The organism is Flavobacterium sp. DSP2-3-1 (assembly GCF_049896865.1).
Classification (GTDB): domain Bacteria; phylum Bacteroidota; class Bacteroidia; order Flavobacteriales; family Flavobacteriaceae; genus Flavobacterium.
In genome coordinates, this window is the sequence record NZ_JAFCVD010000012.1 from 1 (window position 1) to 26,407 (window position 26,407).

Annotated in this window: 18 protein-coding genes; 12 read left to right on the top strand and 6 right to left on the bottom strand. The window is 35.4% G+C overall.

The features are described 5' to 3' along the window. Window positions 1-765 precede the first annotated feature (765 nt). The 4 genes from ACP7AT_RS13475 (at window position 766) to ACP7AT_RS13490 (ending at window position 7,746) form a co-directional block, all read left to right on the top strand. The gene (locus ACP7AT_RS13475; protein WP_426064887.1) at window positions 766-1,782 is read left to right on the top strand and encodes a hypothetical protein; all 1,017 of its coding nucleotides are present in this window, start codon (window positions 766-768) and stop codon (window positions 1,780-1,782) included. Between the two features lie 18 nt (window positions 1,783-1,800). Beyond that, the gene (locus ACP7AT_RS13480; protein ID WP_426065039.1) at window positions 1,801-1,890 is read left to right on the top strand and encodes a T9SS type A sorting domain-containing protein; all 90 of its coding nucleotides are present in this window, start codon (window positions 1,801-1,803) and stop codon (window positions 1,888-1,890) included. 368 nt (window positions 1,891-2,258) lie between these two features. Continuing rightward, window positions 2,259-7,379 (top strand): choice-of-anchor D domain-containing protein, encoded by a 5,121-nt coding sequence (locus tag ACP7AT_RS13485; protein WP_426064888.1) that lies wholly within the window; start codon window positions 2,259-2,261, stop codon window positions 7,377-7,379. A 133-nt stretch (window positions 7,380-7,512) separates the two neighbouring features. Beyond that, window positions 7,513-7,746 carry a hypothetical protein gene (locus tag ACP7AT_RS13490; protein ID WP_426064889.1) on the top strand — a complete coding sequence of 78 codons (234 nt, stop codon included), beginning with the start codon at window positions 7,513-7,515 and terminating at the stop codon, window positions 7,744-7,746. Window positions 7,747-7,834: 88 nt separating this feature from the next. Here ACP7AT_RS13490 and ACP7AT_RS13495 read toward each other — a convergent pair whose 3' ends face one another. Continuing rightward, entirely contained in the window at window positions 7,835-8,287 is a 453-nt protein-coding gene (locus ACP7AT_RS13495; RefSeq protein WP_426064891.1) for a DUF4442 domain-containing protein, read from the bottom strand. Window positions 8,288-8,565: 278 nt separating this feature from the next. Here ACP7AT_RS13495 and ACP7AT_RS13500 point away from each other — a divergent pair, with 278 nt between their 5' ends. The 7 genes from ACP7AT_RS13500 (at window position 8,566) to ACP7AT_RS13530 (ending at window position 15,527) form a co-directional block, all read left to right on the top strand. Continuing rightward, entirely contained in the window at window positions 8,566-9,021 is a 456-nt protein-coding gene (locus ACP7AT_RS13500) for a DUF4870 domain-containing protein (RefSeq protein ID WP_426064892.1), read from the top strand. A gap of 106 nt (window positions 9,022-9,127) precedes the next feature. Beyond that, on the top strand, window positions 9,128-9,307 hold the full coding sequence (locus tag ACP7AT_RS13505; protein WP_426064893.1) for a hypothetical protein: 180 nt from the start codon (window positions 9,128-9,130) through the stop codon (window positions 9,305-9,307). Next, on the top strand, window positions 9,297-9,629 hold the full coding sequence (locus tag ACP7AT_RS13510; protein WP_091205948.1) for a PadR family transcriptional regulator: 333 nt from the start codon (window positions 9,297-9,299) through the stop codon (window positions 9,627-9,629). Before ACP7AT_RS13505 ends, ACP7AT_RS13510 begins: the two co-directional genes overlap by 11 nt. A gap of 2 nt (window positions 9,630-9,631) precedes the next feature. Continuing rightward, the gene (locus tag ACP7AT_RS13515; protein ID WP_426064895.1) at window positions 9,632-11,365 is read left to right on the top strand and encodes a PspC domain-containing protein; all 1,734 of its coding nucleotides are present in this window, start codon (window positions 9,632-9,634) and stop codon (window positions 11,363-11,365) included. A gap of 2 nt (window positions 11,366-11,367) precedes the next feature. Next, window positions 11,368-12,108 carry a head GIN domain-containing protein gene (locus ACP7AT_RS13520; RefSeq protein WP_426064896.1) on the top strand — a complete coding sequence of 247 codons (741 nt, stop codon included), beginning with the start codon at window positions 11,368-11,370 and terminating at the stop codon, window positions 12,106-12,108. Window positions 12,109-12,301: 193 nt separating this feature from the next. Continuing rightward, complete coding sequence (locus tag ACP7AT_RS13525; protein ID WP_426064898.1) at window positions 12,302-14,575, top strand: M1 family metallopeptidase; 2,274 nt, start codon at window positions 12,302-12,304, stop codon at window positions 14,573-14,575. 118 nt (window positions 14,576-14,693) lie between these two features. After that, window positions 14,694-15,527, top strand: coding sequence for a GIN domain-containing protein (locus ACP7AT_RS13530; protein WP_426064899.1), 834 nt, complete (start codon window positions 14,694-14,696; stop codon window positions 15,525-15,527). Window positions 15,528-15,907: 380 nt separating this feature from the next. On the opposite strand, the gene ACP7AT_RS13535 is transcribed toward ACP7AT_RS13530, so the two are convergent. The 5 genes from ACP7AT_RS13535 to argS form a co-directional block, all read right to left on the bottom strand. Then, entirely contained in the window at window positions 15,908-16,834 is a 927-nt protein-coding gene (locus ACP7AT_RS13535; protein WP_426064900.1) for a magnesium transporter CorA family protein, read from the bottom strand. Window positions 16,835-17,058: 224 nt separating this feature from the next. After that, entirely contained in the window at window positions 17,059-17,940 is an 882-nt protein-coding gene (locus ACP7AT_RS13540; protein WP_426064902.1) for a bifunctional 5,10-methylenetetrahydrofolate dehydrogenase/5,10-methenyltetrahydrofolate cyclohydrolase, read from the bottom strand. Between the two features lie 78 nt (window positions 17,941-18,018). Further along, window positions 18,019-19,368, bottom strand: a complete 1,350-nt coding sequence (gene ffh / locus ACP7AT_RS13545) for a signal recognition particle protein (RefSeq protein WP_426064903.1) — start codon at window positions 19,366-19,368, stop codon at window positions 18,019-18,021. 128 nt (window positions 19,369-19,496) lie between these two features. Beyond that, window positions 19,497-19,967, bottom strand: a complete 471-nt coding sequence (locus ACP7AT_RS13550) for a hypothetical protein (protein WP_426064904.1) — start codon at window positions 19,965-19,967, stop codon at window positions 19,497-19,499. A gap of 70 nt (window positions 19,968-20,037) precedes the next feature. Beyond that, window positions 20,038-21,816: an arginine--tRNA ligase gene (argS, locus tag ACP7AT_RS13555; protein ID WP_426064905.1), complete on the bottom strand. Its 1,779-nt coding sequence runs from the start codon at window positions 21,814-21,816 to the stop codon at window positions 20,038-20,040. 202 nt (window positions 21,817-22,018) lie between these two features. On the opposite strand from argS, the gene ACP7AT_RS13560 reads away from it, so the two are divergent. Next, a complete protein-coding gene (locus ACP7AT_RS13560; protein ID WP_426064906.1) occupies window positions 22,019-26,305 on the top strand; it encodes a choice-of-anchor L domain-containing protein in 4,287 nt (1,428 codons plus the stop codon). Window positions 26,306-26,407 lie beyond the last annotated feature (102 nt).

A 26,407-nucleotide genomic window follows, 5' to 3' on the forward strand; every position in this document is an offset into this window, starting at 1 on the left:
CCTTTATTGGGTTATTCAAGCTTTTTAAACACTTTTTTTTGACCTTTTCTTAACTTTATCTTTAACTAACTGATATCATGTTTTTTGAAAGAACAAGTTTTTTAAACAAATCTACAATCTAATACACCTTAAACTCCTTTTCTTGTCAAAATCCCCTATTTCATTGCGGACAGATCGCTTTTTACTATCCATTACTATTTATACAATCTTGATGAATTCAAGCTTTATTGCCTTTTTTCCTATTTATGACTACGCTTTGCGACTTCAGATGTTACTTCCGTGCTATTATTCAAAAACATGATTAAGCTAACTAATGGTTTTGTCCGATACATTATATTGTACAAAATTGTACTGTTACTTTTTCACTCCTATATATAAGGTATTATAATATATCGTAAAAACAACAAAAAGCTATAGATTACATAGGTTTGCGTTAGGGATAGCAGCGGAAAGCCCACAGTCTCGCCTTTTTTTGGCGGGACGAGGACTTGAAGCGAATAGCCCGACCGTTTATATAAAAAGAGGCAATTACCCTGTAAGATAATTGCCTCTCTTTTATAAACGGTAACGCACAAATGAAAATCTAGTCGAAACGTATGGCTTTGACAGGTGAAATTTTGGTTATTATAAAGGATCTACTTTTCAAGGGCCAGAAACTTCAGGAACACAAAATCTCACCTTTACAGAAAAACCAGATTACGGAACAATACAAATATTGCTGGTTCCGATCAGTTATTATTGCTATGTAATCCGTATTCATCATCATTGGACGCTAATAAATTTATTAATGATAACATTGGTTCTGTAGAAACATCTATTACCAATGGAGCTAAAGACCAAGCAATCTATTTCTGGGAACATTACTCAACCAATAATACGCACAATTTAGGTGTTTACCAAGATGGCTGTAAAGTTTATAATAAAGCTGGAGGTGTAAAACCAAGTGCTACAAGAGTTGATTTCATAAGTGGTTCTAGATCTTCCTCAAAATTACTTCCGAAAAGATATATTCCAGTAGGACAAGGATTCTTTGTAATTGGAAAAATTGAATCTGCTAGAACTGTAACTTTTTATAATAGGCAACGAAAATTTATTAAAGAGGATAATGCCAGCCTTTCGCAGACTGTGTATAGAATTCATTCAATAGTTAAAGATTCAAATCATTGGACTGATAAAAGTGATGCTAAAATAGCAAATGACACATACGATGGAGTACGTTTACGCTTCAATTTTTACGATCAAAATTTTATCAGACAAGTACTTTCAGCTTTTATGGATGAAAAAGAAAATAATGAGATGAATGATGGTTCCGATGCCTGTAATATCGATGATTCTCCAAATAATATGCATTTGTTGAACGGGGAAAATGAGCGAACAATACAACGTGAAGATTATTTTGATATAGAAGCCTCCTACGCTATTGGTGTTCAATCTAACACAAAAGGAAAAATATCATTTGTTTTAGATGGTTTAGAAAATTTTGACGAAAGTCACAATATTTTTATTCATGACAACGAAACTAATACCTACAGTAGGATCAAAGAGCAAGTCTACGAAATAGAACTTCCGCAAGGAACCTTCAACGAGCACTTCTCATTACGTTTCACCGATAAAAGTCTTGCTACAAAAGATCAAATGTATGATAACGCTACTACCGTATTCTTTCTACGTTCAAATAATGTGATATATATTAAAAATAATGCCAATAATAACAACGTGTTAACTGCTTCATTATACAACATTCAGGGAAAATTAATTTCTACATGGGATGTGAAGGAATAAGAGCAGTCCAACATTAAAATACCTATTCAGGACAAAACTTCAGCTGTGTATTTTGTGAAACTCAAAACAGCTAAAGGAAACATTAGCAAGAAAATTATCGTAAAATAATTTTTACTCCGCTTTAATTTCAAAAAGATTTCTTTTAATCGGAAAGTATTTTTTTTTGTAAAATACAGTCCTGATACAAGCAAATCGAAAGCAGGAATGTTATTAAAAAATAGAAATAAAATCATCTGAAAAATGGTAGTTTCATTCTTTAATTAAATATTACACAACAGTAAAATGACTTTTATATTAATTTAAAAATAAACTTACATTTTTTTATTATTTATGTATTTCATCGACTTTATCTGTATTTAAACCGATTATTTCAAATGATTAATTTAAATTTAGTTTTCGAAAATATTTATGTTACGGCGCTTAACATTTTAAAACGAAAAATTAAACCATAATTAATTAAATACTGTGATTGAATTATGAAGAAAACTACTCCAATAAATAAAAAGCTGTTTTTTACAATCAATCTGCTATTTATTATAATTTACGGTTATTCCCAAACAACACAAACATACAGCACTTCTGGAACTTTTACAGTTCCCACAGGTGTTACCAGCTTAAAAGTTGAAGCTTGGGGAGGAGGGGGAAGTGGAGGTACTAGAACAACAAATGGAGTTAGCGGCGGCGGCGGCGGCGGTGCTTATGCTAAAAAAACAGTATCCGTCGTACCTGGAGAACAATATACTTATATCGTAGGTACTGGAAGCACATCAAATACATCTGGTGGCGATTCTTCATTTTCTTCACTTGCCCCAACAATTCTTTTACGAGCAAAAGGGGGTAATAGTGTAGCAGATAATACAACAACTGGAGCAATCGGAGGCTTAACTTCAGGTTGTATTGGCGATTTAAGCTTTAATGGCGGTAGCGGTGCAACAGGTAATGGTGGAACATTTAGCGGAGGAGGTGGTTCATCAGCAGGGACAGCTTCTAATGGTACTACTGCTACAAATCAAACCGGAGCAACAGCTCCTTTGAATGGAGGAAATGGTGGCTCAGGCACAAATACCAGTAATAATGGATTACCAGGAATTATTCCTGGCGGTGGCGGTGGTGGTGCGTTTCGTACATCATCAGTTAACAGAACAGGCGGTTCTGGCGCTGATGGAAAAATAGTTATTACTTGGGTGGCGCCTCAAGAAATAAACATTCTTGGAAATACTATAGCTATAACTGACGATGACGTCACTCCGAGTCCCACAGATTGGACAGATTTTGGGTCAATGGAAACCAGTACGGGAACTATCACAAAAAAATACACCATTCAAAATAAAGGGAATCTTGCCCTATCTATTGGCTCCATAACTATTTCTGGAACTAATGCTGCTAATTTTACACTTACCGCAAGCCCTAGTACTTCAATTGCTGGAGGAGCAAGTTCTACATTCTCTATTGCTTTTGACCCTGAAACTGTAGGAACAAAAACTGCCACAATTTCAATTATAAACAATGACTCTGATGAAAATCCATACAATTTTGCGATTAAAGGAGTGGGGATCCAAACCTTTTTTGACAGCGATGGAGATGGCGTTTACGACAATTTTGATATTGATGATGATAATGACGGTATTATGGACGCTACCGAGGAAATAAATTGCAATAGTTCAAAGGGACGTAAAGTAGATTATAAGTTTCTTAATGAAACCTTTGGAACAGGCGGTAGAACTTCAGACTTTACTGCAGCCTATAATGCAACAACAACCTATTGTTATGAGGACGGAATAGTTGGTTCTAATACAGCAACATGTCCTTTTCAAACAAGCAAAATATTAGATGATGGAGAATACACAGTGGTTTCCAAAATCACGGGAGCCGTAGCGAGCGATCCTGAAAATATTCATGGCGATTTAGCTTGGTACAATGGAGAAGATCATACCACAGGAGATATTAATGGAAGAATGGCAGTATTTAATGCCAGTTTTGAACCGGGTGTGTTTTATGAAACTACAATTACAGGCATATTGTCAAATCTGCCCATAACATACAGTTTTTGGGCGTTAAACATCATGGCATCATCTACGTACCCTAATTCAATTTTGCCCAATATAACCGTTGAATTTTTTGATTTGTCCAATAATCCGCTAGCTTCTTTCAATACTGGAGACATTGGGAGATGTTCCTCTAATACTTTAGACAATAGCTGTTCTCAAGGAGTCTGGCAACAATTCACCACTAGCGTTAATCTGGGAAACATCAATGCTTTTATCATCCGATTCAAAAATAATGCTCCCGGGGGTGGCGGTAATGATCTCGCTTTAGATGATATACTTATCTCACAAACCTTATGTGATTTAGACAATGATGGCGTTGCGGATATGTTTGATTTGGATGCCGATAATGATGGAATCGAAGACATTATTGAAGTGGGTTTAGGAAATTTAAGCGATGGTAAAGGTAAGATTGCTGTGGCTTGGGCCGATTCAAACGGAAATGGATTGCATGACAATGCCGAGCCAAGCGCGGCATTAGTAGCACTTGATTCGGATGGAGACAGCATTCCAAATTACTTGGATTTAGACAGTGATAATGATAGTGTTTTTGATGTGGATGAATCCGGTGCAGGAAATACTAGTGCAGCTGCAAGCTTTGTTAATGGGGATGGGGATATCAACGGAGACGCGACAGGAGACGGATTAGATACGGAAACTTTTAGGAGCAAAGACACTGACGGCAACGGAACTTCGGAACTTTTTGGCGATGGAATACTAGACATTTACGATTACGGTACCGGAGTCAATCAATACGGGAATTTGGGACAAGGAAGTACAGTTGCTCCTTTTCTGAATTATCTTTTGGATACTGATGGTGATGGAATTCCGAATTATATTGATGTAAAATCTAACGGACTAATATTTGATATCTCAAATACGTTGTTAATCTATGATTACAAAATTTTGGACAGTAACGGTAATGGTATTATTGACGGTGCTACTGATATTGATAAAGACGGAATTATGGATGCTTTTGATACCAATACCGCATATTTTGGTTCTCCTAGGGATTTGCGTACCAAATTATTTCTTGATTTTGATGGTCGAAACGATTACGGACAAAGTACTTCTATTCTTGGTGGTTTAACCAATGCTTCTTTAATGGCATGGATCAATTTGAATCCTGCTTTTTCAACAGATGGTGTTGTTGTGGGTCAGGATAAATTTCAAATTCGCGTTACTGCTGCCAAAAAACTGGAAGCAATAGTTAATGGGACAACAGCGACTTTTATTACAGCGCTGAATGTTTCTCAATGGTACAATGTAGCCACGATTTATGACGGAAATAATTTGAAACTATATCTTAATGGAGCTTTGGTGGCAACCCAAGCCGCGTCAGGAAGTATCGCTGCTGATCCATCAGTTCTCACTTTAGGAAAAAATCCAGTTGCAAACACAAATTATTTTAAAGGAAAAATAGATGAAGTACGTGTATTCAATATTGCGCTGACGGATCCACATTTACAAAGAATGGTGTATCAGGAAATTGAGGATAATAGTTCACAAATTAGAGGAACGATCGTGCCTAAAAACATTGCCTCTACTCCTGCTTCCCTGCCTTTTGCAAACGTACTTCGATATTACAGAATGGACAATTATAAAGATGATATTATTGATGATTTGACAACTCCTACAATTGATATTAGTGGAACAAAAATCTACAATCATAAAAATATTTATCTTCAACAAGCTCCATTACCTTTTTTAACGGAACGAACTGGAAGTTTTGCAACAGCAGTCAATAGCCCTTCCAAAGAAATTCGAGGAAATGACATTATGGAGAATGACTGGTCCATCGTAAAGGTTCAACATGATATCACCGAAACGGCCAACAACATTGATTTAGGAATGCTGGTAGCTACCGAAAAAAAAATTGTTATGAATAACAATACCAAGATACAAAATGACTGGTATCTAAAATTAGACGGAACAATCGACTTAACCGGAATGTCACAATTGGTGCAAACAACGGAGAGTACCTTAGACGTGGCCAGTACAGGTTTTATCGAAAGAGATCAGCAAGGACAGTCCAATTTGTACAATTATAACTATTGGAGTTCCCCTGTAAGTCCTGTAAATACCATGGCTAACAACACGAACTATACCGTAAATGGGGTATTCAAAGACGGAACAAATCCAGCAACACCAGCAAATATTACATGGATTGCAGGATACAACGGAGCTCCTTCAAGCCCTGTTAGTCTGGCACGTTACTGGCTTTATAAATTTGACAATTACGCCAGTGCTTATGCCAGTTGGGTCCAAATAAATGAAACCAGCCCGTTACGTGTAGGTCAAGGGTTCACCTTAAAAGGAAGCGGCGCGGCATCGGGTACACAAAATTACACCTTTGTAGGAAAACCGAATAATGGAACGATATTGACCAATACCGTCAGTGCCGAACAATTGTTGCTGACCGGAAATCCTTATCCATCCGCCCTAAATGCGTATGCTTTTATAAACGACAATCTGAATTCAGTGGACCGAGTTCAAGACGTTGGTTTAGATGGAACCATTTATTTTTGGGAACATTCCTCCAATAATAATACACATGTATTAAAAGATTACTTAGGTGGCTACGCCGTACTCAATTTGTCAGGCGGTTTACCACCTGTAGTGCCAGACTTGATCAGTGGTGTTGGGTTGAGTAATAAAATTCCAAAGCAACATATTCCAGTGGGACAAGGATTTTTTGTCTTTGGAAAAACAGGCGGTGGCGGAACAGTAATTTTTAATAATGGACAACGGGCGTTTCAGAGGGAAATTGATTCCACTTCCAATACCCTTTTTAAAATAAAAGCTAAAGCCAAAGCTGAAAACGCATGGGATACAAATACCAATGATCCAATACAAAAAGACACGTTAAAAAGAATTCGTTTGGGATTCAATTCTACTAATAATTTCCATCGTCAAGTATTGTTAGCGTTCATGCAGGAGAAAGCGACCAGCGCAATTGATTACGGTTATGACGGATATATTCTGGATAACTTCCCTAACGATATGTATTTTTTAAACGGAGCCGATCAACTGGTAATTCAGGGAGAAGGCTATTTTGATATGGAATCCTCCTTCCCTATTGGGGTAAAAAGCGACATAGAAGGAACCATAAAATTCATGATTGATGATGCAGAAAATTTTGAAACCAACCAACCTATTTTTGTGTATGATGACGAAACAAAAATGTACCATAACATCAGGAATAAAACTTTTGAAATCAATATTCCTAAAGGGGAATTCCACAACCGATTTTCATTGCGTTTTAAAGATAAAACCCTTGCTACAAATGAAGAAATCAGTAGTACAAATGATATTGTAATTCTGCATTCACAAAACAAAAATACGCTCGTAATCAATAATAAATTACTGGATACAACAGTTCAAGATGTCACCTTATTTAATATTCTTGGACAGGCCGTTGCCAATTGGGAGATTGAAAATCAAGGTCAGGAAAACATCCAGCTTCCTATAAAAAAAATAAGTTCAGGAGTGTACATTGCACTACTTAAAACGTCAACAGGAGTTCTCAGCAAAAAGATAATTATTAATTAATTCGTTTTTTCTGCGAAAAAATCAAATACAATTAAATACATATTAATGTAAATCGTATCGATTAATTTGAATTATTATTTATATTTGAATTGATATTCGATGTAAAATAGAAACCGATTTTAAAATTTAGATAATGAAAAAAATAGTAACATTTGTAGCAATAGTATTCCTTATCCTAAATGGTAGTGCACAGGAAGTCAAAACTGTAACTAAAGATCAAACGAAAAAAGAATCCTGTTGTACAAAAAAAGACTCAAAGTCAAAAGATATGACTGCAGCAGAACTTGAAAAATGCAAAACAAAATGCAAAGCTGAAGGAAAAAAATGCGATGCCACAATGGCTAAAGCAAGTGGAAAAAAATGTTAATCTAAAAGATTCTTATTTTATCTAACAGAAAATGCCTCTAAAATTTAGAGGCGTTTTTTATTGAAATATTTCGTGAGGGAATCCGCTTTTATTTTACCCTTACACTCCATTCAAAATCCATTTCAGATACCTGAATTCCTTTTTCATCGGTTCCTATGGATTTCATCCAGAAAGTTTGTCCTACTCCAGTGGTTATGGTTTCTTGAATTGCTTTTTCTATCAAATGCCCGTCATTACAAGTAAAAGTTATTCTGCCAGTCGCTTTTTTCGTAAAATTACCTTTATTATTGGCTACCAACATTGAGATTTTCCTCCCGCTTTTTTGAATTTGAAACATTACCAAAGCTCCTGTAGCAAGTTCAGCAGCCATGGCTTGTACTGCAAAATACATCGAGTTAAATGGATTTTGGTTGATCCAACGGTGTTTTACAGACACCACACATTTTTTCTCATCAATGGTTTTTACACGTACACCACAAATAAATGCCGACGGTAATTTGAACAATAGAAATTTATTAAGTTTTGATGCGGTAAGATTCATAAGTAGTAACTGTTTATTTTTTAAAGAAATATAATTTTGCCATTGCTTCTTATTATTGGGTTTTTAAATCCTGGCGGGTTCATAATCAATGGTTTTTTTGCTAAAATACAAAAAAATAGTATGCGTACATATAAAATTGTTTTGTTAATTTTATGTTAATTTTAGGTACTATGTGAAACAAGATACTGTCTTTTAGATATATATTTGCATAAGAAATTACTAGGTAACATATTTAGTAATTGCGCTGAAAGTTTTAATCATCATCAAAATCAAAAAAAATGGAAACAACTACTGAAAAAAACATCGCAACATTTACACATTTGAGTTCACTTACTCAATATTTCATTCCTTTTGGAAATTATATTTTTCCAATAATTCTTTGGAGTACCAAAAAAGAGGAATCCGAATTTGTAGATCATCACGGAAAACAAGTTCTGAATTTTCAATTGAGTTTATTACTCTACTCCTTAGTGCTGATTATGATTGCGATTCCTTCGTTTCTTATTTCAGCTTTCGAAAATGTTTCTTTCCAATCATTGGTACATCATAATGACATTACATTTTCGAATTTCAACTTCGAAGACAACATTGCACTATTAACGGTTGGATTAATTTGCGTTTTGATTTTCGGACTTTTGAAAGTGGCTGAATTCTTTTTAATTATTTATGCCTCGATCAAAACATCAAACGGAGAAAGATACAAATATCCAATAACGATTCCGTTCATTAAATAAGGAAGCAATCAGATTAAAAGAGAAAAAACGTAATACATAAAGCGAACAAACTAGCCCTGATTGCAATGGAAATCCTTTTATATTTTTTCTTTAAAAATATAAAAGATTGAAATGGAAAGCAGGAATTAGCTCCAAAAAAATTAAAAGAGTATCAGGCAATAGGAGATTGCTTCGTTCCTCACAAATACAAATCATCATCCGAGCCAGAAAGGCGAACTGGCAAAACAATCAAAAAATGAACGGTTTAATCAACACAAAATCAAAAAAAAGAAATTATGAACATTGAAAACACGAAAGCTCAAATGCGAAAAGGTGTTCTCGAGTTTTGCATCCTATCTGTTTTAAAAGAAAAAGATGCCTACACATCGGAAATATTGGACACTTTGAAAAATGCAAAATTATTAGTTGTGGAAGGAACCATATATCCGCTATTGACACGACTAAAAAACGATGGATTACTCAACTACCGTTGGGAAGAATCCACTTCAGGACCGCCAAGAAAATATTACGGTCTGACAGAAATTGGACAAACTTTTTTAAACGAATTAAATGGTACCTGGACTGAATTATCCGATGCCGTAAACCTAATAACCAACCAAAAACAATAGTCATGAACAAAACTGTAAATATAAACCTAGGCGGAATGTTTTTTCACATCGATGAAGATGCATACCAAAAATTGACACGCTATTTTGACGCGATAAAACGTTCTTTATCCAATTCATCCGGACACGATGAAATCATCAAAGATATTGAAATGCGTGTTTCGGAATTATTAAACGAAAAGCAAAAAACGGATAAATATGTTATCGGTTTAAACGATGTAGACGAAGTGATTGCCGTTATGGGTCAACCGGAAGATTATATCATTGAAGATGAATTGAAAGGAACAAATACCTATAACAGCACCGCAACGAGAGCTACAAAAAAATTATATCGTGACAAAGAAAAAGGAATGATTGGCGGAGTTGCTTCAGGATTGGGGCATTATTTTGGTATTGACTCCGTTTGGATCAGAATCGTACTTATTTTATTGGTTTTTGCTGGATTTGGAACTGGAATCCTGGCGTATATAATTCTTTGGATTGTGACTCCAGAGGCTCTCAGTACTACAGAGAAACTGGAAATGACCGGTGAACCTGTTACGATTTCCAACATTGAAAAAAAAGTGCGTGAGGAATTTGAAAATGTTTCTGATAAAATAAAAAATGTCGATTATGACAAATATGGCAATCAAATAAAAACAAGTGCCGGGAAAATAGGAAGCTCTTTTGGTGATTTCATCATGACTGTTTTCAAGATTTTCGCAAAGTTCTTAGGAGTACTTTTAATACTTGGAGGAGTAACTGTATTATTTTTTCTTTTAATTGGAATTTTTACCCTAGGTTCAGGTGCATTTATTGATTTCCCATGGCAAGGTTTTATAGAAGCGGGGAATTTTACAGATTATCCAATATGGGCCTTTGGACTTTTAATGTTCTTTACCGTTGGAATTCCGTTCTTTTTTCTAGCATTATTAGGTTTTAAACTTTTAGCCCCTAATATGAAATCAATAGGAAACATTGCTAAATACACCTTGCTGGCTCTTTGGTTAATCGCAGTTGCATTAGCAATATCAATTGGAATAAAACAAGCCAGTGCGTTTGCAGTTGATGGACGAGTGGTTAAGAAAGAAACTATCAATTTGAATCCGAATGATACGCTTTACATAAAATTCAAACACAATGATTATTTTGCTAAAAATGTGGAAGACCGTAATGATTTCATGGTAACACAAGATTCTACCGGAACTGATATTATTTATTCGAATGAAGTAAGTATCAAAATCGAAAAAACAGATAAAAAACTGCCTTACCTTCAGATTGAAAAAGAGGCGAGAGGAAAATCATTATCAGAAGCAAAACAAAGAGCTGAACAAATTAAATACGGTTATAAAATAATTGGCAATCAATTGATTTTAGACAACTATTTACTTACTGATTTAAAAAATAAATACAGAGATCAAGAAATAGAAATAACATTATACTTACCTGAAGGAACACTATTAAAACCAGATACTTCAATACAAAATTATGATAGATCTGATGATGAATATTTTAATTTGCACTACAGTTCAGGTAATTACATTTACAAAGTTGAGAATTCTCAAATAAAATGTTTAAATTGTCCTGCAAATGAAAACGAGTACAATGATGTGGACAGTGATACTGAAAACGACAGTACAGATGTGACAGTTACCATTAACAACGACGGAGTTTCAATAGAAAATGATACTATAAAATCAAACAATAACAATAAAGGATTGAAAATAAATAAAGACGGTATAATCATTAAAACGAATTAGTCATGTTAAAAATCATCACATTAATTACAAAATTCATTCTGGTTGTATTCAGTGCTTTGTTACTCGCTTCGTGCAACCACACTATCGAATTGAATTCAATAGAAGGAAGTGGAAATGTAACCACCGAGAGACGAAATGTTGAAGGTGATTTTAAAAGCATAGAAGTCAACAACGGCATAGACCTGGTTATTGAGCAATCAGATAAAACGGAAATAGTGGTTGAAGCTGATGATAATTTACAAAAACACATTACCACCACAGTAGAAAATGGAACCCTTATTATTTCTTGTAATAAAAATTATTTTTCTAATATAGGATCTAAAAAAGTTACTGTAAAAATGCCAATTATTGATGAGCTAGAGGCCACAAGTAGTGCAACGATAACGAGTAAGAATACACTGAAAGGGGAAAACATCCGATTAAATACTTCTAGTGCCGCCTCCATCGATGTGAGTATTGAATCTGACAATATTACTTGTGACACCAGTAGCGGAAGTAGCATCACGATTAATGGGAAAGCATTACAGATGAAAACGACTGCATCAAGTGGTAGCGAAATCAACGCTGATAAATTATTTGCAAATGAAGTTAGTGCCGATGTTTCCAGTGGAGCTTCCATAAGTGTTCATCCTATAGTCAGCTTAACTGCAAAAGCATCCAGCGGAGGGGATATTAATTACGATATACAACCAAAATCAATTCAGAAGAATACCAGTTCTGGAGGCAGTATTAGCAGACAGTAAAAAAAAATTCAAATTTTAAAAATAAACATCCACCAATCATGGGTGTTTTTTTCGCTTTAGTTAATCAAAAAGACCTAATCAACTCTTTATTTACAGTAAAATTTAAAACAAGTGGGCATTTTATAAATTAATGTCACTTCCTAAAAAAACAATACAGCACTTTTACCAATCATCAATCAAAATCAATAAAATCATGAAAAACAATCTCTTGAAGGCTGCATCCTTTGCCGCATTATTTTTTGGAGCTACGACGCTACAGGCGCAACAGAATCCAGCTACTACCCTATCGAGCAAGGCCGTATCAAAATACAATTATCACGATACTTTTGGCCCTAATTTTTACGCTAAAAACGGTACCGATTCCCGCTCCGCCAGTGGACAGCCCGGTCCAAAGTACTGGCAAAACAAAGCCGATTATAAATTATCAGCCACATTAAACGATAAAAACAATGAAGTTATCGGCTCGGAAATTTTAACCTACACTAACAACAGTCCAGATAAAATTTCTTTTTTATGGATGAATGTAGATCAGAATTTATTTAAAAACAATTCTCGCGGAAAAACCGTAATTCCAATAACTGGTAGTCGTAATGGAGATAAAGGACAAGTTTTTGACGGCGGTCACAAAATAAAATCGATCAAAATAGTTTCTGGGAAAAATGGAAAGACTGTCGAAACGGAAGCCAAATTTGAAATAATTGATACACGAATGCAAGTATTCCTTCCTCAGGATTTGAATCCAAATGGAGGAAGTATTAAACTTAAAATTGACTTTTCATTTATTTCTCCAGATTACGGATCAGACCGAATGGGGGTTTTAGAAACCAAAAACGGCAAGATATTTACAATGGCACAATGGTACCCTAGAATGTGTGTTTATGACGATGTCAAAGGTTGGAATACCTTACCTTATTTAGGCGCTGGTGAGTTTTATCTTGAATTTGGTGACTTTGATGTAACCATAACAGCTCCTGCAAATCATATCGTAGTTAGCTCCGGTGAATTAATGAATGCATCTGAGGTATATTCTGCTGAACAGCAAAAACGATGGGTAACTGCTTCTCAAAGCGACAAAACAGTAACAATTCGTTCTGCGGAAGAAGTAACAAATATTGCTTCAAGACCTATTGGAGAATCTACTTTAAATTGGCATTTTAAAATAAAAAATGCTCGCGATGTTTCTTGGGCATCTTCGGCAGCGTTTATTATTGATGCCGCAAAAATTAATTTGCCAAGTGGTAAAAAATCATTAGCCATTTCAGCCTACCCTGTTGAAAGCGGTGGTCAAGATGCTTGGAGTCGTTCAACAGAATACACAAAATCATCGGTTGAAAATTATTCTAAACGATGGTTTGAATATCCTTATCCCACAGCAACTAATGTAGCAGGAAACGAAGGCGGAATGGAATATCCCGCAATTGTGTTTTGTGATTGGCAATCAAAAGGCAAAGAGTTATGGAGAGTTACGGATCATGAATTTGGACATGGATGGTTCCCCATGATTGTGGGCTCTAACGAACGTTTATTTGCCTGGATGGACGAAGGATTTAATACTTTCATCAACTCATTGAGTGCCGAAGATTTCAATAAGGGAGAATATAAACCCAGACGACCTTCAGATATGCAAAGAATGGCAGATATGTTAACCAATCCGAAATTAGAACCTATTATGACCGCTCCAGACGGGATGAAAGAACATAATATGGGATTACTCGCTTACGAAAAACCGTCCTCAGGATTAGTTATGTTGCGTGAGCAGGTGCTAGGCAAAGAACGTTTTGATAAAGCCTTTAGAGTTTATACCGAACGTTGGGCTTTTAAACATCCAACGCCAGATGATTTTTTCAGAACTATGGAGAATGTTTCCGGAGAAGATTTAAATTGGTTTTGGAGAGCTTGGTTTGTAAACAATTGGAGTTTAGACCAAGGCATTTCTAAGATAAAGTATTTAAAAAATGATCCTAAATTGGGAGCGCTTATTTACATCGAAAATCTGGAAAAAATGGCTATGCCTGTCGTATTAGAAATTAAAACCAAAAGCGGAACTATTAGTCGTGTGCAACTACCGGTAGAAATATGGCAACGCAATACTTCCTGGTCATTTAAACATGCTTCTACTGAAGAGATTGACACCATTACTTTAGATCCAGATCACACTTTACCTGATACAAATACAACAAATAACGTGTGGAGTTCAGAGAAAAGTGAGCTGGAAAAAGCAGTTATTTTAGATGAATATTTGGGTGATTTTGTAAGTAAACAGATTTCAGTAAAATTAGCTTTTAGCGAAGATAATGGAATACTTGTAGTAACTCCAGAAGGCGAAACATCAATTCATTTTGACTCTATTGGTAAAGATACGTTTGGTGCTGATCAGGAAGGAGGGATTGAAATTCAGTTTAAGGAGAATAAAACAGAATTTACCTTAAAAATGGAGGGTCAGGAATTCTTGTTTACCAAGGCATAAAGAAAATGCGCTAAGAAAGAAGTTGTCCATAAAAAAAATCATTTTACTAAAATCAAAAAATCATCCATCACAAGCGGATGATTTTTTTATATTTGTGTAGACTCTAATCCAAATGACTATGAAAAAATATACGGCTATACTCCTGCTCCTTTTATCAACCACATTGACATTGGCACAAAATAAGGAAAAAATAAAAGGATCAAAAACGGTAACTGTGGAACAAAGACAAGTTGGTAATTTTGAAGCATTAATAGTCGAAGACAATCTCGAAGTTCATCTGGAAAGAGGAGAAAAAACAGAATTAAAAATCGAGGCCGACGAAAACTTACATGACATTATTTCTTTAGATTTAAGTGATAAAATATTGCGAGTTTATACTACAAAGCAAGCCACAAACTATAAAAAAATGATAGTCCGAGTGACGTATACGAATGATTTGAATCTGATTACTTCAAAAGATGAATCGACCGTCAATGCGATACAGGAACTTTTATTGAAAACCATTACTTTAAAAGCCCATGATGTTTCCAAATTATTTTTGAACGTTAACACCAAGGATTTCTTACTTCAGGCAGACGATAAATCAAAAATAGAACTCAATTTAAAATCAGAAAATACTATAATCGAATTAAGTAAAAATGCATCGCTGAAAGCCTTAGTTAACACTACCGATTTGAAAGTGGATATGTACCAAAAATCAGGTGCTACTCTTGAAGGAAACGCTGTAAATACTATGCTTCGACTGGACAACAATGCCTCATTTACTGGCAACAAGTTGACTACAAAAAATGCGGATGTAACGACCCAAAGTTATTCCAACTGCAGTCTATTTACTGAAACAGCCGTGATTATTGATGCGGCTGATAAATCAGAAATCCAACTGCTGGGCTCCCCAAAAATTGAAATACGAAAATTTGCTGATGAAGCTAAATTGATAAAAAAGTTGAAATAGGGAATCCTCTCTCTCCCGCGACCCCTTTAAAGGAGGGGAAGAAAAACTATTTTTGATTATTTAAAAGTTCAATCAAATGGTTTGGTATTTTTAGGGAACGATTCTTTTTTGCAGTTTTGTGAATTAGGGAAATACAATCACGGATTACAATATCGCTGTAAATAAAGGGGCAGAGCCTACATTTTTATCCGCACTAAATTGCAATTATGAAAGGCGCAGAGATTATGTTATCCAAAATAAATGAGATGGACAATACATTGAAATTTCAAGAGAAGGGAAATAGTCGGATGCAATCCCAACTTTTTTTGTCTAAAGCTTTAGATTATGAAACTATTCAATCAAAAATGAAAAAAATAAGATTGTATATGGTAATCAAAAAATCAAAACCATCTTTTTCTTTTGAACAAAAACACACCAAAAGCAGATAACAAAACGGATCCAGAAATGACAATCCAGATTCCATAGCGATTGTCTTGTAAATCATTGGGAACGTTCATTCCGTACAAACTTGCAATCAATGTTGGAATCATAAGAATTATCGAAATCGAAGTCATCTGCTTCATAATCGTATTCATATTGTTAGAAATCACAGAAGCATAAGCATCCATAGTCCCCGTTAAGATATCGCTGTAAATATTCGTAGTTTCTTGCGCCTGACGCAATTCAATTTCCACATCTTCCAGCAGATCCAAATCAAAATGCTCTTTTTGGGATTTTATATTCTTAATTCGGTGTAACAAAATATCATTCCCCTTCAACGATGTCATAAAGAATACCAAACATTTTTCTATTTGAAGCAACGCTTGTAATTCTTCATTCTTTATTGACTTCTCTAAATTGTCCTCGGCTAATTTTATTTTTTGATTGACTTGCTTTAAGTATTTCAAAAACCAAACACTGGACGACAGCAATAACTTCAGCACTAAATCGAAGTTATCTTTTATGTTGATATTTTTGCGTTTCGTGTAGGTTACAAAGTCAGTAATCATTTCCGTTTGATGGAAACTGATGGTGATGCAAACTTCTTCCTTAAAGACAACCCCGACAGGAATCGTATGAAAAGGCAACTTCACATCGTTGCTCTTTACAGGAATTCGCATGATAATTAAAGTCCAACCATTTTCAATTTCTATCCTTGGTCTTTCGTCAATATCTTCAATGTCATTATAAAATGCTTCAGGAATTTGTAATTCGTCGAGTAAATATTTTTTTTCTGCTTCGGTAGGGCATTCAATATTTATCCAACAGTTAGGAATCCATTCAGGAATGGCAATTAACCCGTTATTATTTTTGTAAAAAGCTCTCATTTCAAAATTCTATAGGTTTATTTACAGCGTCTTGAAAACAGTGCAAGAGCTGTATTAGTTTAATATTTCCGAATAATAATCGTCCATTTTAAAGGTCATTTTTAAGTGATGCAAAAGTATTCTTTAAATTCCGTTTTAGCATCAATCATGATAAATTTAAGCGTTTTTTAAGATAAAAAAAGCCTTAAACGTGTGTTTAAGGCTTTTAATCAAAACTATTTTCTCTATTTGTTTCTTTTCATTTCTCTTGCTAAAAGTGTATTTTTCAACAACATTGCAATGGTCATTGGTCCTACTCCACCCGGAACTGGAGTAATAAAAGATGATTTTTTACTTACTTGTTCAAAATCAACATCACCGGTGATTACATATCCTTTTTCATTAGTTTCATCAGGAACACGAGTAATACCCACATCAATTACAACAACTCCTTCTTTCACCATGTTCGCTTTTAGGTAATTAGGAACACCCAGAGCCGTAATGATGATATCCGCCTGAATGGTTATTTCTTCAATATTTTTAGTGTAACTGTGCGTTAGAGTTACCGTTGAATTTCCAGGAAATCCTTTTCTTCCCATCAAAATACTCATTGGTCTTCCCACTATATGGCTGCGACCAATTACTACAGTATGTTTTCCTTTTGTTTCTACTCCGTACCTTTCTAATAATTCTAAAATTCCGAAAGGAGTTGCAGGAATAAAAGTAGTCATGTCTAACGCCATTTTTCCAAAATTTTCAGGATGAAATCCATCCACATCTTTGCTTGGATCAACCGCCATCAAAACTTTCCGCTCGTCAATTTGCTCGGGAAGCGGCAACTGAACAATAAATCCATCAATAGCTTCATTCTCATTTAATTCCTTTATCTTTTTTAGCAATTCAACTTCAGTAGTTGTACTTGGCATTTTCACTAAGGTAGATTCAAAACCTACTCTTTCGCAAGCTTTTACTTTACTGCCCACATAGGTTAAACTCGCTCCATCATTTCCAACAATCAGCGCTGCTAAATGCGGAACTTTCTCCCCATTGTCTTTCATTTTTTGTACTTCTGCAGCGATTTCACTCTTAATATCTTCCGCTGTTTTTTTTCCGTCTAGTAGTTGCATTGTTATTTAGTTTTATGTATTAAAGCCGAAAGTCTTAAAATCATTACAATTTTAAGACTTTCGGCTTTTGACTCATTTTTATTTCATTCCTGGCATTCCGCCTTTCATGCCGCCCATCATTTTCATCAGGTTTTTTCCTCCAGGTCCTTGCATCATTTTCATCATCTTGCTCATTTGGTCAAACTGCTTCATCAACTGATTCACTTGTTCGATTTTAGTTCCGGAACCTTTTGCAATTCTGGTTTTCCTTTTTACATCGATTAACGCCGGCTTGCTTCTTTCAATTGGCGTCATCGAATGGATTATCGCTTCAATATGTTTAAAAGCATCATCTTCTATCTCAACATCTTTCATGGCTTTTGATGCACCTGGTATCATTCCAACCAAATCTTTCATATTACCCATTTTTTTTACCTGTTGAATTTGAGAAAGGAAATCATCAAAACCGAATTCGTTTTTAGCAATTTTCTTTTGGATTTTTCTTGCTTCTTCTTCGTCAAATTGCTCCTGAGCTCTTTCTACCAAAGTCACAACGTCTCCCATTCCCAAAATTCTTTCAGCCATACGAATTGGATAGAACACATCAATCGCATCCATCTTTTCCCCTGTACCTACAAATTTAATGGGTTTATTAACAACCGATTTAATCGAAATTGCAGCTCCACCACGAGTATCTCCATCTAATTTGGTTAAGATAACCCCATCAAAATTTAATCTTTCATTGAAGGCTTTTGCTGTATTTACAGCATCTTGACCTGTCATTGCATCCACAACAAATAATGTTTCTTGCGGCTGAATGGCTTTATGAACGCGTTCTATTTCGTTCATCATTTCCTCATCGACTGCTAAACGACCAGCTGTATCGACAATCACTACATTGAATCCGTTCGCTTTCGCATGTTTGATTGCATTTTGAGCAATTTCAACAGGGTTTTTATTTTCTGGCTCTGAATAAACCTCAACTCCTATTGAATCTCCAACAACATATAATTGTTGAATTGCCGCAGGACGGTAAATATCACACGCTACTAATAATGGTTTTTTATTTTTCTTTGTTAAAAGGTAATTTGCCAGTTTTCCTGAGAAAGTAGTTTTCCCTGATCCTTGCAAACCTGCCATCAAAATAACCGACGGATTTCCCGAAAGATTGATTCCGGCAACATCACCACCCATTAATTCTGTCAATTCATCTTTTACTAACTTCACCAATAATTGTCCCGGTTGAAGTGTCGTTAATACATCCTGACCAATCGCTTTTTCTTTTACCTTGGCGGTAAAATCTTTGGCAATCTTAAAGTTAACATCCGCGTCAAGTAAAGCTCTCCGCACCTCTTTGAGCGTTTCGGCTACATTTATTTCGGTGATTTTTCCGTGACCTTTAAGTACATGAAAGGCTTTATCTAGTTTATCGCTTAAATTATCGAACATAGTATTGATTTATTTTGAAATGCAAATTTAAGCATTTGATTTTGAAGTTGTATTCATAATATTATAAAAAAAACAGTCTTTTTTGAGACTGTTTTTAAAGTTTTACGAAATCGTGAAACACCATAAATTTATTTTTTTTTGAAAGTCAAATAATTGATTCCATCCACATTGACCGATTTACTTTTCAGCCGAACCTTAGTTTCTTCAATTTCAGTAACATCCCACTGCTCCGATAACTTCATTAATGTTTCAGAACTTGAAAATGAAATATCAAAATCCAAATCATCATTTGGATTATTATTGATATTGTTTGATTTTACGACAGACCACTTCCCAGAAAACGTATTGGCAGCATCGTTAGAAGTCAAAATTTCATTCGTTCCAAAAGTGAAATTAAATCCTGAATATTCACTTGTTAGATTACTATTTTTATCAATAAAATAGCTCACTTTCCAAGTGCCTTCACTTAGTATACCATTTACTTTTACCAAATCATTTTTTGCATTAGACACTATTTCGGGATCGTCAGCACAGCAAGTTCCGGCTACATTTAGCAAAAAAACACCAAACAAAAGTGGATATAAAAACAGTTTTTTCATGACTAAAGTGTTTATTTGATACTAAATGTATTAAAAAAACATTGTTTTCACAAAAAATAAGCCAAAAAAATTACATTCTTTCCGGAACATTAATTCCCAACAATTTAAATGAAGCAGCAATAGTATCGGCTACTTTTTTAGACAATTGAACTCTAAAAATTTTCTTTTCTAAATTCTCTTCACCGAGAATAGGAACCGCCTGATAGAATGAATTGTATTCCCGAACTAAATCATAGGTATAATTAGCAAGCAAAGCAGGACTGTGATGCTGCGCAGCATTTTGAATAACGTCAGGGAATAACTCTAATTGTTTCACCAATTCTTTTTCTTTTTCATGAAGCGTTGTAATTTTTGATTTATTCGAAAAATCAAAATTTGCTTTACGAATAATCGACTGGATTCTGGCATACGTATATTGAATAAACGGTCCAGTATTTCCAGCAAAATCTACCGATTCCTCCGGATTGAAAAGGATTCGTTTTTTTGGATCTACTTTTAAAATATAATATTTTAAAGCCCCTAAACCAATCGTGTTGTATAATTTTGCTTTTTCATCAGCAGAATAGGAATCTAATTTTCCTAAATCTTCTGCAATTTTTTGTGCTGTATCTGTCATTTCCTGCATTAAATCATCGGCATCGACAACCGTTCCTTCGCGGCTTTTCATTTTCCCCGAAGGTAAATCAACCATTCCGTACGACAAATGAAATAGATTTTTAGACCAGTCAAAACCTAGTTTTTTCAGAATTAAAAACAACACTTTAAAGTGATAATCCTGCTCATTTCCTACGGTATACACCATTCCTCCTACATCCGGATAATCTTTTACACGCTGAATGGCAGTGCCAATATCTTGTGTCATATATACCGCGGTACCATCTGAACGCAATACAATTTTACGGTCTAAACCTTCGTCTGTTAAATCAATCCAAACGGAACCGTCAGGATCTTTTTCGAAAACGCCTCTATCCAAACCAATTTGAACCACATCTTTCCCTAACAAATACGTATTGCTTTCATAATAAAAACAATCGAAATCAACACCAAGATTTTCATAGGTTTTGGCAAAACCATCATAGACCCATTGATTCATGGTTTTCCAAAGGGTAATTACTTGTTCATCTCCAGCTTCCCATTTTAGTAACATTTCCTGAGCTTCCAAAATGATCGGCGCTTGTTTTTTAGCTTCTTCTTCCGTTTTGCCGGCGCTCATTAATTGCGCTATTTCTTCTTTGTATGCTTTATCAAAAGCAACATAATAATTCCCAACTAATTTATCCCCTTTTAAACCTGTTGATTCTGGAGTTTGTCCGTTTCCGAATTTTTGCCAAGCCAACATTGATTTGCAGATATGGATTCCTCTATCATTAATAATTTGAGTTTTATACACTTTTTTACCGGAAGCTTTGATGATTTCCGCCACTGAATATCCCAAAAGGTTGTTACGCACGTGACCTAAATGCAAGGGTTTGTTCGTATTTGGTGAGGAATACTCTACCATAACCGCTTTATCATCTTCCGAAGGCGTTACAAAACCAAATTTAACGTCATCTTTTATTTCTCCAAAAAAATCTAAATAATAATCATCTGAAATAACAATATTTAAAAATCCGGAAACTACATTGAACCGATTTACCTCAACTAAATTTTCAACAAGATAGGCTCCTATTTTATTCCCTAATTCCACTGGATTGCTTTTCACTACTTTCAACAATGGAAAAATAACCATCGTTATATCCCCTTCAAATTCCTTGCGTGTAGTTTGAAATTCAGCTTTATCAATAGTAACGTCAAATAAAGCTTTTACAGCTTTTTTAATGGAGGGCGTAAGAATCTGTTGTAATGTCATGATGTAAATTTAAAAGTGCAAAGATAATTCTAATTCCTTAATTTGGTTAGAAAAGTTACTCAATTACGTCTTAAAAACACTAACAAATAAAAAAAGCCGTTGTACTGCTATATTTAGGATTGAGTTAACAAAAATTTAGTATTTTTTAAAAATGATAATTCAATTTTCACTATTTTTACTCTGCAAATTAACAACATAAGACATGAAAAAGACTCTTATTTTTATATTGTTGATGGCTTCATATGCTATTCATTCCCAAGCAGTTACCGTAAATACTACAAAATACACGATTGACCAATTGGTGAATCAGGTACTAGTGAATTCGCCATGTGTTCAGGGTACCAATGTAACTTCAAGAACAGGAACATTTTACGGATCGTCCAACGGAATAGGCTATTTTGAAAATACTAATTCTGCCTTTCCATTTTCCAACGGAGTTGTATTAAGTACGGGAGATGTTACTAAAATTCCGGCACCCAATACAACTATTTTAAGCGATGGTATTCCAGCATGGTCAGGCGATTTAGATTTGGAAGCTAATTTACTTTCGCAGTCGGGAATAACTCTTAATTCAATAAATGCCAGTTTTATTGAATTTGATTTTCAACCCAAAACACCCAATTTCGATTTTTCTTTTCTTTTTGCTTCTGAAGAATATGGGACTTCCCAATGCAGCTTCTCGGATGCTTTTGCTTTTCTTTTAAAAGATGTAACAGCCGGCGGTGCTAATGTAAATTTAGCCGTAATACCAAGCACAGCCATCCCGGTATCTGTTGAAACCATACGAGACACGGCTTACAATCCTAACTGTCCTTCCGCCAATCCAAACTATTTTGGTGCTTTTAACGGAGGTGGATTTGGCCCTGCCATAAATTTCAACGGACAAACAGTTTCAATGCTAGCTTCGGCAACTGGGTTAGACATTACGCACGTGTATCGCATTAAATTAGTTATTGCTGACGGAGGAAATAATACGGGTTATGATTCTGCTATTTTTCTACAAGCCAATAGTTTTAATATCGGGCAAGATGTTGTAGGACGGGATTATATAACGGCAAACAATGCTGCAATTTGTCCGGGAAACACGTTACCAATATTATCCGCCGCAGGTTTAGATTCCGGAACTACTTTCGAATGGAAAAAACAAGGAGTAGCATTCTCACCACCACAAACAGGGGTAACATTAGACCTCAACACAGTTATTCCACTGGTTAGTTCTGGAATTCATATTTACAGTGTTACATACAAAGAACCCGGTTGCAGCGAAGTCACAGATGATATCACGATAGAAATTTTTCCGAAGATCGGAGTAATTACATCTGTTCCCAACATTTATATGTGTGATTCAGGGCCTTCCTCTTATGATTTTAATCTCAGTAAAAACAGTTCAATCATTCTGGCTGGAGTTAACCAATCTACTAGCACAACTGGTGTTTTAGATGATTTACCCGCAAATACAATTATCACGTATCACTTTACTGATTCAGATGCTAGGAGAAATACTGCCGCAATCTCAATTCTTCAGACTATTTCGAGTACGGAAAGTGGCAAACAAATTTTTGTCAGAATTCAAAACCCTAACACGTTGTGCTATGAAATTAGATCTTTTCAATTGCTGATTGTCGCATCGCCACTAATTGCAAATATTCCTATTGATAATACATTGTGCTCCAGAAATTTATCTGAAACTCCTTTGAAAGCTAATTTTAACTTAACGTCACAAATTGCGTCCATTACTGGTTCCCAAAACACCTCATACAACATCCTCACTTTTCACTCCTCGGAAACGGGAGCAAATAGCAATACTAATAGTATAACTTTAAATTCGAGCAACCAATTATTATCGGCAAGCACAACATTATGGGTCCGATTACAAAATATTTCAAATCCCAGTTGTTTTGTTATTACCAGTTTTAATTTGATTGTCTCGCCTTTACCAGAAGTAGATATATTACCAGATGTATTTGTATGCACCTCTTACAAACTCCCACCATTAACAAAAGCTGGAGCGCAATACTGGACTGGAAATAACGGAACTGGAACACAACTTTTTGCCGGGGATGTTATTACCACTACCACAATGAACCTTTATGTTTTTAATCAATCTGGACTGTGTACCAACCAAGATTCTTTTAATGTTACCATTGCTGATTTAGACACAATCACACCAGCTTCTGAAACCTATTGTATACAATATTCCCTTCCAGCTTTACCGTATGCAAAATATTTTACTCAAAGCGGAGGTCCCACTACTCCGGGAAATATCCAGTTACCAGCTGGATTTATAGTAAATACTGCAGGAGTAAACAGAATATATGTATGGTTTGAAGATACTACTGTTACACCATCCTGTACGCAAGAAAACCCATTTGCTATAACTATAATTCCATTTAGTCTATTGCCTAATTACCCAAATCAATTTGCATGTACTTCTTACACGCTGCCCGTTGATCCAAATGGTGGTGTTTATTATACTGGTACTAATAAAAGTGGATCCCTTTTGTCAGCAGGAACAGTAATAAATACGACGACCATTATTTATGTGTATAAAGAGAGTGGTACGGTTCCAAAAAATTGTGTTGACGAAAAAACCTTCACGTTTTTTATTAGCGTGGGAAGTATTACACCTCCAACAGATGTAAATTCCTGTTCTGCCTACAGTCTCCCTGCATTGACCGTTGGAGAATATCGAACTGCTGCTGCCGGCAGAGGAAATATTGTTCCTGCTGGAACATTAATTAATGCAACTACAACTCTTTGGTTTTATGTCACAGGACAAACATGCACCGATAATTTAGACTTTACTGTTACTGTAAATATTGCTCCTTTACCAGTAATACCAGACACCACCCCTCAATGCGATGTCTATTATTTACCTACGGTGGCACATTCAGGCAACTATTATACCGGACCTTTAGGGACTGGACAACTTCGTCCAGTGGGATTTCCGGTTACCACAACTCAAAAAATGTACTTCTATGATAAAGCTGTAAGTGGACCTTGTTATGTTGAAGAAGAATTCCTAATTACCATTAATAGATCCCCTGTAATTGATGCAAAACCTGTAGAAGTTATTCGATGTGGTCAAAGTTATATTTTAGATGATTTAAGAAATGGGGAATATTACGAATTTGCCGGTGGTCCATCGCCAACGAATCCTGTTTTACCGGCTGGTACCGTTTTGACAACCTCAAAAATAATCTATGTTTATGTCGCAGCTACAGCACCAAATACCTGCGTTTCAGAATACAGCATAGACGTTTTGGTTACTTTTGTAAATGACAAAGAAGATCCGTATGCTTGCAATAGTTTTAACTTACCAGCCATCGTAGGTATGGGAAGTTATTACACCGCTCCAAGTGGTCCAAATGGAACTGGAGTACGATTGCTCCCTCCTTATTCCCCAATAACTACCACGACAACGATATATGTTTACGCAGAGAATAACAATAGAGTTAATTGTACTGATGAAGACCCTTTTACTATTACCATTTATAATAGCCCAACGATAACAACTATTGCGCCTGTAACAAGATGCGAATCTTATGAACTGCCATCCTACACAGCACCTGTAACAAGATATTTTACAAATCCAGGTGGTCCGGGAAGCAACAACACTGAAAAATTTCCGGGGGATTTCATCACTGCTTCAACCACTATTTATGCGTATGCCGAATCAGGAACATCTGCAACAGTTATTTGTCCTGTTGAAAGACCAATGGTAATTACTATCACCGCAAAACCAAAACCAGTACTTAACATTCCAGCCATTTGTATTGATATTGATACCGGAATCACGACTGATGCTTTTATTAAAAGTGGATTTACTACACCTCAATTCTCTTTTGAATGGAAAAGCGAAGACGGGACGTTAGTAGGTACCGAAGAAAATTTTTCAACAAGTGAACCTGGTAACTACACACTCACTGTTACCAACTTATCTATTTTTGGTTGTACCTCTGACATCGCCCCTTTTACGGTTATTGAATCTTCGATACCCGCTTCCGTAACATTTACAACCAGCGGATGGTTCACGGATAACCAAACCATAACTGTCAATGCCGTCCCATTTGTAGGAGATGGGAGTAATTTTCTGTATTCTTTAGATGGAGGTTCCCCTCAAATTAGTAACGTATTTAACAATGTAAGTTCCGGACTTCACGAAATATCGGTTAGCGATGCCAATTGCGGAACCTTCACCAGTCCAATATCGGTTAAGCTGATTAACAGTCCTAAATTCTTCACTCCTAACGGAGATGGTTTTAATGACACTTGGAATATTACTGGAATACCAAATAGCGAAAATTTAAAATTATATATTTTTGATCGCTATGGAAAACTGCTAAAAGAATTATTCCCAAATGGCTCTGGTTGGGATGGAACTTTCAATGGTTATGCGCTACCAGCGGATGATTATTGGTTTTCAATCTCGTATACTGAAGACACTGTCACCAAAGAATATAAATCCCATTTTTCTCTAAAACGATAAATATTACTCTATTCTCTAGAAGGGCTTTTCTAATCGAAAGCCCTTTTTTTGTTATTTAAATAAATAAAAATGCAGAATGTATGTAACAAAACTGAGCCTCAT